Annotated in this window: 9 protein-coding genes; all 9 read left to right on the top strand. The window is 43.9% G+C overall.

Annotated features, from left to right (window positions below; all coding sequences use genetic code 11):
• Positions 1 to 122: 122 nt before the first annotated feature.
• Complete coding sequence (locus QNH29_RS29490) at positions 123 to 2,222, top strand: (Fe-S)-binding protein (protein ID WP_283862782.1); 2,100 nt, start codon at positions 123 to 125, stop codon at positions 2,220 to 2,222.
• Between the two features lie 317 nt (positions 2,223 to 2,539).
• A complete protein-coding gene (locus tag QNH29_RS29485; protein WP_283862781.1) occupies positions 2,540 to 3,727 on the top strand; it encodes an acetyl-CoA C-acetyltransferase in 1,188 nt (395 codons plus the stop codon).
• Between the two features lie 159 nt (positions 3,728 to 3,886).
• Positions 3,887 to 4,738 (top strand): 3-hydroxybutyryl-CoA dehydrogenase, encoded by an 852-nt coding sequence (locus QNH29_RS29480; RefSeq protein WP_283862780.1) that lies wholly within the window; start codon positions 3,887 to 3,889, stop codon positions 4,736 to 4,738.
• A 14-nt stretch (positions 4,739 to 4,752) separates the two neighbouring features.
• Positions 4,753 to 5,883, top strand: a complete 1,131-nt coding sequence (locus tag QNH29_RS29475) for an acyl-CoA dehydrogenase (protein WP_283862779.1) — start codon at positions 4,753 to 4,755, stop codon at positions 5,881 to 5,883.
• Positions 5,884 to 6,159: 276 nt separating this feature from the next.
• Positions 6,160 to 7,299: an acyl-CoA dehydrogenase gene (locus QNH29_RS29470; RefSeq protein WP_283862778.1), complete on the top strand. Its 1,140-nt coding sequence runs from the start codon at positions 6,160 to 6,162 to the stop codon at positions 7,297 to 7,299.
• Between the two features lie 60 nt (positions 7,300 to 7,359).
• Positions 7,360 to 8,016, top strand: coding sequence for a TetR/AcrR family transcriptional regulator (locus QNH29_RS29465; RefSeq protein ID WP_283862777.1), 657 nt, complete (start codon positions 7,360 to 7,362; stop codon positions 8,014 to 8,016).
• Positions 8,017 to 8,043: 27 nt separating this feature from the next.
• Positions 8,044 to 11,310, top strand: a complete 3,267-nt coding sequence (gene icmF / locus QNH29_RS29460; protein WP_283862776.1) for a fused isobutyryl-CoA mutase/GTPase IcmF — start codon at positions 8,044 to 8,046, stop codon at positions 11,308 to 11,310.
• Positions 11,311 to 11,608: 298 nt separating this feature from the next.
• Positions 11,609 to 11,902, top strand: coding sequence for a hypothetical protein (locus QNH29_RS29455; RefSeq protein ID WP_283862775.1), 294 nt, complete (start codon positions 11,609 to 11,611; stop codon positions 11,900 to 11,902).
• 173 nt (positions 11,903 to 12,075) lie between these two features.
• The gene (gene rpoE, locus QNH29_RS29450) at positions 12,076 to 12,660 is read left to right on the top strand and encodes a DNA-directed RNA polymerase subunit delta (RefSeq protein WP_283862774.1); all 585 of its coding nucleotides are present in this window, start codon (positions 12,076 to 12,078) and stop codon (positions 12,658 to 12,660) included.
• Positions 12,661 to 12,715: the final 55 nt, after the last annotated feature.

The following is a 12,715-nucleotide window of genomic DNA, read 5'->3' as shown; positions in this document are numbered from 1 at the left end:
CATTTGACTGAATGCTCATTCATTATATAATGGTGTTAATAGTAGTCAGAAAATTTTATTGTTTTGAAATTTTCTACGAAAAACAAACAATTGGGATTAAAAAAACAAAGGGGGCGTATTGAATGAATGGGCTTTTATGGGTGAACCTCATTGCATTCCTGGCTGTAACCGCTTACGCAATCAGTCTATTCGTTTACGTGGTTAAAACGAGGATTGAATTCATTAAGCTGGGGAAAAAGGTTGAATTTGACAACAAAGTCAAAGAACGAATGCAAAAAATTTGGGTCAATGTTTTTGGTCAGAAGAAATTATTAAAGGACAAAAAAAGCGGAATCATGCACGTAATGTTCTTTTACGGCTTTATTCTTGTCCAATTTGGTGCCATTGATTTCATTTGGAAGGGATTAGTGCCGGGCTCTCATTTGCCGCTGGGCCCGTTGTATGCAGGGTTTACCTTTTTCCAAGAAATCGTTACACTGATGATCCTAGTTGCGGTTATTTGGGCTTTTTACCGCCGATATGTGGAAAAACTTGTCCGCTTAAAGCGCAATTTTAAATCGGGTCTTGTATTAATTTTTATTGGCGGTTTAATGCTGTCCGTTCTAGTAGGAAACGGTATGAGTATAATCTGGCATGGTCACGAGGCCACTTGGACAGAGCCAATTGCTTCGGTTATTGCGCTTATTTTTTCGGGAATTAATGAAACCGCTTCAATTGTCATTTTTTATGTGGCATGGTGGATACATTTATTATTCTTACTAACCTTCTTAGTTTATGTACCACAATCGAAACACGCACATTTAATAGCCGGACCGGCAAATGTATATTTTAACCGTTTAGAAAAACCAGGTAAGTTGAAGAAGGTCGATTTTGAGGACGAGTCTCAAGAATCCTTCGGTGTTGGAAAAATTGAGGACTTTACGCAGCACCAAATGATTGATTTTTACGCTTGTGTGGAGTGTGGGCGCTGTACGAATATGTGTCCTGCAACAGGTACAGGAAAAATGCTGTCACCGATGGATTTAATTGTAAAAATGCGTGATCATCTGACGAATCATGGTGCGGCCGTTACCTCTAAACAACCATGGGTGCCCACTTTTGCGTTCGGCAACACCAAAGGGAATCAAATTGCACTTGCTGCAAGTGGTCAAGGTGCCCAAGAAACGGCAGCCACACTTGCTTATAATCCAAGCTTGATTGGCGATGTCATCACCGAAGAGGAGATTTGGGCATGTACGACTTGCCGTAACTGTGAAGACCAATGTCCAGTAATGAACGAGCATGTTGATAAAATTATTGACCTTCGCCGTTATCTTGTTTTAACAGAAGGAAAGTTAGACGCAGACGCACAGCGCGCCATGACCAACATCGAGCGTCAGGGGAATCCATGGGGCTTAAACAGAAAAGAGCGCGAAACTTGGCGTGAAGTTCGCGAGGATGTTGAAATCCCTACAGTAAAAGAAATGAACAAAAAAGGCGAAGAGTTTGAATACTTATTCTGGGTTGGTTCAATGGGATCCTACGATAACCGCAGCCAGAAAATCGCTCTTTCTTTTGCAAAGCTTTTAAATGAAGCAGGAGTGAAGTTTGCAATTTTAGGAAACAAAGAGAAAAACTCAGGTGATACACCGCGCCGTCTTGGCAATGAGTTCTTGTTCCAAGAGCTTGCCGCTAAGAATATCGAAGAATTTGAAAAGGCTGAGGTTAAGAAGATTGTTACGATTGACCCGCATGCCTACAATATTTTCAAAAATGAATACCCTGATTTTGGTTTAGAGGCAGAGGTTTACCATCATACAGAGGTACTTTATCAGTTAGTTCGTGATGGAAAGCTAGTGCCAAAACATGCGGTCAACGAAAAAATTACCTTCCATGATTCATGTTACTTAGGGCGCTACAACGATGTGTACGATCCACCGCGGGAGATTTTAAAAGCAATCCCTGGTGTACAGCTTGTAGAGATGGAAAGAAACAGAGATACAGGAATGTGCTGTGGTGCAGGCGGCGGCTTAATGTGGATGGAGGAAGAAACAGGACACCGCATTAACGTAGCAAGAACGGAACAGGCTCTTGCTGTGAATCCATCTGTTATCAGTTCTGGATGTCCATACTGCTTAACCATGTTATCTGACGGAACAAAGGCGAAAGAAGTAGAAGAAAAGATATCTACCTATGATGTGGCAGAACTTTTAGAAAAAGCTGTTTGTGGAAACGTAGCATAGAAAAGCGGAGGCACCTTGCTCAGCCCCGACAAGCGCTGGAGGGCCAGCAGGTGAAGTCGCGAACTTTGACTTCACCTGTTGGACCGAAGCGACCTCGAGGTGCTAGGTGCCGGAGCTAGACAGAAAAAATTTAACGGCAGAAGTTGCTTTGTTACCTGAATTCATAAAATCTTAGGAATTTTGCGTAAAATATTTCAACTTCTGCTCTTTTTTATGTAAAATAGATAGTGGGAGTAAAACGCTTACATTTTTTTTGAACAATAGCCGAGCGAGCGTTCAGTCAATTAAAGGATTAAAGAATAGGGAGTGTGCTTGGAATGGGGAAAACAGTTATTTTGAGCGGGGTTAGAACACCATTTGGAAAATTTGGCGGAGCACTGAGCAGTCTGACAGCAGCACAGTTGGGCGGTATTGCAGTGAAAGAGGCAATCACACGCGCTGGAGTGAATCCTGATGATGTCCAGGAAGTGATTTTAGGAACAGTGTTACAAGGCGGTCAAGGACAAATTCCTTCACGTCAGGCAGCAAGAGAGGCTGGTCTTTCTTGGGAAGTCAAAACAGAAACGATCAATAAAGTTTGCGCTTCAGGTATGCGCAGTGTCACGTTAGCGGATCAGATTATCCGTGCAGGTGATGAAGATGTCATTGTGGCAGGCGGCATGGAATCGATGAGCAATGCCCCATATATTTTACCAAAAGCACGCTGGGGCTTAAAAATGGGCGATTCATCTGTGAAGGATTTAATGATTCATGACGGCTTAAGCTGCAGCTTCACAGGCGTTCATATGGGAACCTACGGAAATTCAACGGCAAAGGAAATGGAAATCAGCCGCGAAGCTCAAGATGAATGGGCATTAAGAAGTCACCAAAGAGCGATTGCCGCGATCGAAGGCGGATTATTAGCAGAAGAAATCGTGCCTGTCACCGTCCCACAGCGTAAAGGTGCACCGGTTGTCGTCCAGCATGATGAATCACCACGAAAAGACACCTCTATCGAAAAACTTGCAAAATTAGCATCCGTCTTTAACTCTGACGGTACCATCACAGCAGGAAATGCCCCTGGAATCAATGACGGTGCGGCAGCCCTTACTTTAATGAGTGAAGAAAGAGCGTTACTCGAAGGCCGAAAGCCGGAAGCAATCATCTTAGGGCATGCAGCCGTGGCCGCTCCCGCAAAGGATTTTCCACAAACTCCAGGATTGGTCATCAACAGCTTATTGAAAAAGACAGGAAAAACCGTAGAGGAAATTGACTTATTTGAAATCAATGAGGCATTTGCAGCGGTGGCACTAGCAAGTGGAAAAATTGCCAACCTTGATCCGGAAAAAGTCAATGTCAATGGCGGTGCGGTCGCATTGGGCCATCCAATTGGGGCGAGCGGTGCACGGATTATTATCACGTTAATGCACGAACTGAAACGCCGCGGCGGCGGAATTGGAATTGCGGCTATTTGCAGCGGCGGCGGCCAGGGTGATGCGGTGATGATTGAGGTTCCGAGAGGGTAGTGTGGGTTTGGCAGAAAATGCCTAAATGTACAAAACGAGTGGAAAAGTGTACAAAATTGCAGAGTATTTGTCCAAAACACTGATAAAAATGTACAAAATTCAAATAGTCTAAAAACCAACTAGAGGTTATTTTAATAAAACTTAATAGGAGGGGAAGTAATGAAAGTTGAAAAGGTAATGGTCATCGGAGCGGGGCAAATGGGGTCTGGGATTGCTCAGGTTTGTGCCCAGGCTGGCTACACTGTGTTCCTTAATGATTTAAAGCCGGAATTTGTGGAGCGAGGGCTTGGAGTCATCAGTAAAAATTTATCTCGCAATGTGGATAAAGGGAGAATGACAGAGGAGCAAAAACAGGACGTTCTCAATCATATTACAGCCTCAACGGATCTAAATGATGCCCGCAATGTCGACCTCGTCATTGAAGCAGCGGTTGAAAATATGGAAATCAAAACAAAACTCTTTGCGCAGCTAGATGAACTGGCCCCGGCACACGCCATACTGGCCAGTAATACGTCATCACTGCCGATTACAGAAATTGCGGCGGCAACGAAACGCCCGGAACAAGTAATCGGAATGCACTTTATGAATCCAGTGCCGGTTATGAAGCTTGTGGAAATCATTCGCGGCTTAGCAACAGCCGATGAAGTCTACCAAGTCATTGAGGATATGACGAAGACATTAAGCAAGGTTCCAGTAGAAGTAAATGACTTCCCAGGATTTGTTTCAAACCGCATTCTCATGCCAATGATCAATGAAGCGATTTATACACTATATGAAGGTGTGGCCACGAAAGAAGCGATTGATGAAGTGATGAAGCTTGGGATGAACCACCCGATGGGTCCGTTGACGTTAGCCGATTTTATCGGACTTGATACATGCTTATATATTATGGAAACCCTGCATGAAGGCTTTGGAGATACCAAATACCGTCCATGCCCGCTGCTGCGTAAGTATGTAAAAGCTGGCTGGCTTGGCAAGAAATCAGGTCGAGGCTTCTACACATACGAATAGGTGGAGATGAAACTATGAATCTAAGATTTACAGAAGAGCAGGAAATGATGCGGAAAATGGTTCGCGACTTTGCTGAGCACGAAATAGCCCCGTTTGTTGAGCGCATGGAACAGGGAGAATTTCCGCGTGAAATTCTTCGTAAAATGGGTGAACTTGGTTTGATGGGTATTCCCGTTCCGGAACAATACGGCGGTGCAGAGATGGATTTTGTCTCTTATATCATTGCGATTAACGAGATTTCTCGGGTCAGTGCGACTGTAGGCGTTATTCTGTCTGTTCATACATCGGTGGGAACCAACCCAATCTTGTATTTTGGCTCGGATGAACAAAAGCAAAGATTTCTTCCTAAGCTAGCGTCAGGCGAGTATTTGGCCGCATTTTGTTTAACGGAGGCGGGGTCAGGATCGGACGCAAAAAGCATGAAATCCCGCGCGGTACGCAAGGATGACCATTATGTGATTAATGGTTCGAAGATGTTTATCACCAATGGCGGTGAAGCGGATGTTTACATCGTCTTTGCTTCGACCAATCCGGAACTCGGCAGCAAAGGAATATCGGCATTTATTGTAGAAAAAAACTCACCTGGCCTCGTGATTGGCAAGGATGAACATAAAATGGGGCTTCATGGCTCAAGAACGGTACAGCTTTCTTTTGAGGATATGCGCGTGCCTGTGGAAAATCTATTGGGGCAAGAAGGAGAAGGCTTTAAAATTGCGATGGCAAACCTTGATGTCGGACGAATTGGCATTGCCGCCCAGGCGTTAGGAATTGCAGAAGCGGCATTAGCTGCGGCTGTAGACTATGCAAAACAACGGCAACAATTTGGAAAACCTATTGCGGCACAACAAGGAATTGGTTTTAAATTGGCCGACATGGCGACGAATGTGGAAGCTGCTAGACTATTACTCTATCGCGCAGCGGATTTACGGGCACAGGGTATGAAATGCGGCATGGAAGCTTCGATTGCGAAGTTATTTGCATCAAAAACAGCTGTAGAGACGGCGACAGAAGCGATTCAGGTGTTTGGCGGATATGGTTATACAGAGGATTATCCAGTTGAGCGCTACTTCCGCGATGCAAAAGTTACCGAGATTTATGAGGGTACCAGTGAGATTCAGCGGATTGTGATTAGTAAATATCTTTAGTTGGTAGATTAGTAGTTTGTGGATATACGGTCATTATGTGTAGATATCGCATTGGAACATATAGGTTCTCTAGTTAATTGTAGAAGCTGTACGGTTTTATGTAGAAGCTGTATGGATTTTTGTAGAAACTGTACGGTTTTGTGTAGAAACTGTATGGTTTTTTGCAGAAACTGTACGCTTTCTTGTAGAACCTGTATGGTTCATTGCAGAAACTATATGCCTTCTCGTAATAACTGTACGGTTAAAGAGAGTAGTTACCCTAAGGAGGACGTAAAAATGAATTTTCGCTTATCAGAAGAGCATGAAATGATTCGGAAAATGGTTCGCGATTTTGCTAAAAATGAGGTTGCTCCGACAGCGGCTGAACGTGATGAGGAAGAGCGTTTTGACCGCGAGATTTTTGATAAAATGGCCGAGCTTGGCTTAACAGGGATTCCGTGGCCGGAAGAGTACGGCGGCATCGGCAGTGATTATCTTGCCTATTGTATTGCGGTTGAAGAGCTATCAAGAGTTTGCGCATCAACAGGTGTAACCTTATCCGCACACACCTCATTAGCAGGATGGCCCATTTATAAATTCGGCTCCGAGGAACAAAAACAACAATACCTTCGTCCGATGGCAGAAGGTAAAAAAATCGGAGGGTACGGTTTAACAGAGCCAGGAAGCGGCTCGGACGCCGGCGGTATGAGAACGACCGCTAGACGTGAAGGTGACCATTACATCCTCAATGGTTCGAAAATTTTCATTACTAACGGCGGTATCGCTGATATTTATGTCGTGTTTGCGTTAACCGATCCGTCCAGCAAACAAAAAGGAACGACCGCATTCATCATCGAAAGCGACTTCCCAGGCTTCTCAGTAGGGAAAAAAGAAAAGAAACTTGGCATTCGTTCTTCACCTACAACGGAAATCATTTTTGAAGAGTGTAAGGTGCCTGTCACCAACAGATTGGGTGAAGAAGGCGAAGGATTCAAAATTGCGATGATGACACTTGATGGCGGTCGTAATGGCATTGCGGCTCAGGCGGTTGGAATTGCGCAGGGTGCGCTTGACGCTGCGGTCGACTATTCAAAAGAGCGTCAGCAGTTCGGCAAGCCCATTGCAGCAAACCAAGGGATCGCCTTCAAGCTTGCGGATATGGCGACAAACATTGAAGCAGCAAGACTATTAACCTATCAAGCAGCGTGGCTTGAGTCGCAAGGCCTGCCTTACGGTAAAGAATCAGCGATGTCAAAATTATTCGCTGGTGACACTGCGATGAAGGTAACGATAGAAGCGGTGCAGGTATTTGGCGGGTACGGTTATACAAAGGATTACCCAGTAGAGAGATTCATGCGCGACGCAAAAATCACCCAAATCTACGAGGGCACACAAGAAATCCAGCGGCTCGTTATCTCGAGAATGATCACTAAGTAATGAAAAAGCGGAAGCGCCTTGCCTAGGGGCGTGAGACTAGATAAAAGGCGGTAAAAAGGGATGAAAAAGCGGGAAGTGCAGGCTTCGGTGAAAGATGAACGTCTTGTAAAAAGAAGACGGGATCAGATGATCAAAGGGGCGGTATCACTTTTTAAAGAAAAAGGGTTCCATCGGACGACGACAAGAGAAATTGCGAAAGCGGCAGGTTTTAGCATCGGGACCTTATATGAATATATTCGTTCAAAGGAAGATGTTCTTTACCTTGTTTGTGATAGTATCTATGACCATGTAAGCGAGCGGCTTCAGGAGGACCTAGAGCATAAGCAGGGTACATTGGATAGTCTGAAGCATGGGATTGCCAATTATTTCAGGGTTATTGATGAAATGCAGGAAGAAATCCTGGTCATGTATCAAGAGGCAAAATCACTTACCAAGGATGCACTTCCATACGTGTTAAAAAAGGAAAATGAAATGGCGGCGATGTTCGAAAAACTCATCACACTGTGTGTAGAAAACGGCGAACTACATTTAGAAGAAAAACAAATTAAAATCCTTTCGCAGACGATTATCGTCGAGGGACAAATGTGGAGCTTCCGCCGCTGGACACTGCAAAAATTGTTTACGTTAGAAGAATACATTGAAATGCAAACGGAGTATTTGTTTTTAGGAATTAACGGGGTAAGTCAGTCACTGAAAAAAGGGACGGTTCCGAAGTAAATTTTTCCAAAACAAAGGGGGAGACAAATGGGTACGACGGAGGTTTATCAGCCGAAGCATCATATTCGTTTTGTAACGGCGTCTAGTTTGTTTGATGGTCACGATGCTTCGATTAATATCATGAGGAGAATTCTTCAGGCGAGCGGAGCAGAGGTCATCCATCTTGGTCATAATCGTTCGGTCGAGGAAGTTGTCAATGCGGCAATTCAAGAGGACGCGCAGGGCATTGCGATTTCATCCTATCAAGGCGGCCACGTGGAATATTTTAAGTATATGTACGACCTGCTGAAGGAGAAGGGTGCACCGAACATCCGCATTTATGGCGGCGGCGGCGGTGTCATTATCCCGCGTGAGATTAAGGAGCTACATGATTACGGGATTGCCTGGATATTCTCGCCAGAGGACGGCCGCACGATGGGGCTTCAGGGAATGATTAACCGAATGCTTGAGGAATGCGACTTCCCAACCGTTACGTCCGATCATGCTGAGCATATCGAAAAGCTGCCAAGCGGGGATGTCAATGCGATTTCAAAATTGATTACCCTTGCCGAGCTTCATGTTGATAGCAACCGGGAAGCTGCGGCTGCTGCGGAAAGCCTGCTTGAAAAAGTTAAATCGTTAACAAAGGAAATTCCCGTTGTTGGAATCACCGGTACAGGTGGTGCTGGTAAAAGTTCCTTAACGGATGAATTAATTCGTCGTTTTATCAATGAATTGCCGGACGAGAAAATAGCGATTCTATCCGTTGACCCGACCAAGCAAAAAACAGGCGGTGCACTATTAGGCGACCGTATCCGGATGAATTCCATCTTCAATTCAAACGTTTATATGCGAAGCCTGGCCACCCGCTCGTCAAAAACAGAACTCTCTCTTGCGATTAAAGACGCAGTTTCAGTAGTGAAGGCAGCTGGCTTTGACCTTGTAATTGTTGAAACAAGTGGAATTGGCCAGGGCGATGCTGAGATTACGGAAATCTGTGATGTTTCTCTTTACGTCATGACGAGTGAATTCGGTGCGCCTTCACAGCTTGAAAAAATTGATATGATTGATTTTGCTGACTTAATTGTCATCAATAAATTTGAGCGCAAAGGCTCAGAGGATGCACTTCGTCAGGTTCAAAAACAGTACCAGCGCAGTCATATGCTGTTTGAAAAAGACATAAGTGAAATGCCTGTATACGGTACGATTGCGAGTCAGTTTAATGATCAAGGCACCAATGCGTTATTTGCGGCGTTAATTGAAAAAGTAAATGGAAAAATGGGTACCAATTGGGTTACCTCCTTTACAAAATCTGCATTGGTCGAAAAGCAAAATGTCATCATTCCAACGGACCGTCGCTATTATCTTCGGGAAATATCAGAAACAGTCCGCCGCTATCACCAAAAGGCTGAGGAACAGGCAAATATTGCCCGAAAAATATTTCAGCTTGAAGGCGCCATTGCTGCAGTTAAAGAAACAGAAGCAAACGCAGAAGTTCTTGCTTCCTTAGAAGCTATTAAGCAAACAACAGAAGAGAAATTAACACCAGAGTCGAAAAAAATACTCGACGGCTGGGAGAAAACAAAGGCTGCTTATAAAGCGGATAAGTTTGTAACGAGAATTCGTGACAAAGAAATTATCACGGTGCTAAAAACAAAGAGCCTTTCAGGCATTGATATTCCAAAGGTCGTTTTACCGAGGTATAAGGATTACGGCGAAATCCTCCGCTGGGTGTATCGCGAGAATGTACCAGGTTCCTATCCGTTTACAGCCGGAGTGTTTCCGTTCAAACGCGAAGGTGAAGACCCGAAACGTCAATTTGCCGGAGAAGGAACTCCGGAGAGAACGAATCGCCGCTTCCACTATCTATCAAAGGATGATAGTGCAAAACGTTTAAGCACCGCCTTTGACTCAGTGACATTGTATGGTGAAGACCCGGACTATCGCCCTGACATTTTTGGGAAAATTGGCGAAAGTGGCGTCAATGTTTGTACACTTGATGATATGAAAAAGCTTTATGATGGCTTTGATTTATGCCACCCATCAACATCAGTTTCAATGACCATCAATGGGCCGGCGCCGATTATTTTAGCGATGTTTATGAATACCGCGATTGACCAGCAGGTGAAGAAAAAAGAAGCAGAGCTGGGGCGCGTATTGACGGTTGAGGAATTTGCCCAAGTGAAGGCATTTACGTTAAAAACTGTCCGCGGTACGGTGCAGGCAGATATTTTAAAAGAAGATCAAGGTCAAAACACTTGTATTTTTTCAACCGAGTTTGCCTTACGAATGATGGGTGATATTCAACAGTATTTCATTGACCAGCAGGTACGTAACTATTATTCTGTTTCGATTTCTGGCTATCATATTGCCGAGGCAGGGGCCAACCCGATTTCACAGCTGGCATTTACACTTTCAAACGGCTTTACCTATGTCGAGTATTATTTAAGCCGCGGAATGAAAATTGATGACTTTGCACCAAACCTATCATTCTTCTTCTCCAATGGCTTGGATCCGGAATATACCGTTATTGGCCGAGTGGCGCGCCGTATTTGGGCAACCGTTATGCGTGACAAATATGGTGCAGCTGAACGAAGCCAAAAGCTAAAGTACCATGTTCAAACTTCTGGCCGCTCACTGCACGCTCAGGAAATTGACTTTAACGATATTCGTACGACTTTGCAGGCGTTGATGGCGCTGCACGATAACTGTAATTCGCTTCATACCAATGCCTACGATGAAGCGATTACGACACCAACAGAAGAATCGGTTCGCCGCGCGATGGCGATTCAAATGATTATCACAAAAGAGCATGGGTTAACGAAAAATGAAAATCCACTTCAAGGTTCATTTATTGTGGAGGAACTGACCGACCTTGTGGAGGAAGCGGTACTGCAAGAATTCGAACGCTTAAATGACCGCGGCGGTGTTCTCGGTTCAATGGAAACCCAGTATCAACGCGGAAAAATTCAGGACGAATCCATGTATTACGAAATGAAAAAACATACGGGCGAGCTTCCTATTATTGGCGTAAATACGTATTTAAATCCAAATCCGCCATCCGAGGAAGACATCGACAGCATGGAGCTGGCACGAGCGTCCTATGAAGAAAAAGAACTACAAATCACTAACTTACGTGCTTTCCAACAAGCACACGCTGCACAAACAGGCAAAGCATTAGAAAAATTGAAAGCAGCAGCAGTCAACAATAAAAATATTTTTGCCGAACTAATGGAAACCGTAAAAGTCGCCAGCCTCGGCCAAATCACAAAAGCACTATACGAAGTCGGCGGGCAATATAGAAGAAATATGTAAAACGAAAAGCTGAAGCCCCTAGGCGCTGAAGCTAGACATAACATATTACAATGGCTTAATAAGCAACAGCTTGTAAGCCATTGTTTTTTATTTATAATATGTCAAAAGTAATATTGATATTGGCACCTGTTGATTTGCGCGGAAGGCACGAAGACTCCTGCAGGAGTACGGAGCAGGTGAGACCCCACAGGCGCTAGCGCCGAGGAGGCTCACCGCAACGCCTGCGGAAAGCGAAGTGCCTCGAGACAGGCAAAGACCCGCTTGTCTCTGCGATGATTATTCCAAGAAGCATTCCTTAGTGGAGCGCAAATCAACAGCCCAGATTGAAACGGCCAACAAAATTATTTTTTTGACAAGTACTAATCTTAGCCATTTTTCTTATATAATAGATGAGCGAACATTAAAGGATCCCGAGGCGGGTGTTGAAAATGAAGATAAACTATATGTTTTTGGTATTAATAATATTAGCCTGGCCATTATACTATCTCTATCAACACCAATTAGGTGCCATTTCCTTTCTAGTATTGGCTATTTTCTTCTTGATAAAGGCAATGAAAGAGCTGAAAATGATAAAGAGCGAGGAAAAACCTGATGATAACAAGCCTAAACGGGAAAAAATCAAGTAAAACAGTAGATAGAACTAGCATAAACGGGAGAATATTGTTTATAATGAAGAATATGTCAAAAAACTAGCACTTTGGTGCGAACATTTTGCCCGTTATCACTCATACATAGAGTGTTAAATAGAGAAAGGAAGTGCCGATATTGAGTTTACAAGGTTACTCAAAAGAGCAATTAAAAGAGTTTTCCCTCATTGAGCTAGCGTACGAATTTCTAAAAAACAGTAAACAGCCCATTGCCTTCAATGATTTAATCAATGAAATTGCGGCAGCTACTGAGCTCACAGAGGATCAAATTAGATCAAGAATTGCACAATTTTATACTGACATAAATATTGATGGCCGCTTTCTTTCACTAGGTGAGAACCGCTGGGGTCTTCGCGTTTGGTATCCAGTGGATACTCAGGAAGAAGAAGTGGTTACTGTTATTAAACCTAAGAAGAAAAAGGCGAAGAAGGTTGTCGATGAAGACGAACTTGAAGATTTCGATGATATTGACGAAGATTACGATGAACTGGATGACTTTGCTGATGAGGATGATCTCCTTGACGACGAAGACGATGATTTACTAGATGACCTTGATGATGTCGATGATTTAGACGATGATGATGATGTCATCGATGATGACGACGAATTCGATCTTGACGAAGAAGAAGAACTTGATGAGGTCCTCGAGGATGAAGACGAAGAGTTAGACGAAGTAGAAGATGAAGACGACGACCTATTATAGGCTTGACTTTTTATCTCTGCACTTGTAGAATCTTTTTTGGGCTCCTTTAAAAAGG

Origin of the sequence: Neobacillus sp. DY30 (genome assembly GCF_030123065.1) — a bacterium.
Taxonomy (GTDB): domain Bacteria; phylum Bacillota; class Bacilli; order Bacillales; family Cytobacillaceae; genus Neobacillus.
The sequence above is the reverse complement of the archived record's forward strand: the minus strand, read 5'-3'. Positions and strand labels throughout refer to the sequence as shown.

What these genes read in the sequence shown, in the direction of transcription:
- QNH29_RS29475 (WP_283862779.1), top strand. Translation starts at nt 4,753, where the DNA reads ATGAATCTAAGATTTACAGAAGAGCAGGAAATGATGCGGAAAATGGTT.
- QNH29_RS29480 (WP_283862780.1), top strand. Translation starts at nt 3,887, where the DNA reads ATGAAAGTTGAAAAGGTAATGGTCATCGGAGCGGGGCAAATGGGGTCT.
- QNH29_RS29485 (WP_283862781.1), top strand. Translation starts at nt 2,540, where the DNA reads ATGGGGAAAACAGTTATTTTGAGCGGGGTTAGAACACCATTTGGAAAA.
- QNH29_RS29465 (WP_283862777.1), top strand. Translation starts at nt 7,360, where the DNA reads ATGAAAAAGCGGGAAGTGCAGGCTTCGGTGAAAGATGAACGTCTTGTA.
- QNH29_RS29470 (WP_283862778.1), top strand. Translation starts at nt 6,160, where the DNA reads ATGAATTTTCGCTTATCAGAAGAGCATGAAATGATTCGGAAAATGGTT.
- icmF (WP_283862776.1), top strand. Translation starts at nt 8,044, where the DNA reads ATGGGTACGACGGAGGTTTATCAGCCGAAGCATCATATTCGTTTTGTA.
- QNH29_RS29490 (WP_283862782.1), top strand. Translation starts at nt 123, where the DNA reads ATGAATGGGCTTTTATGGGTGAACCTCATTGCATTCCTGGCTGTAACC.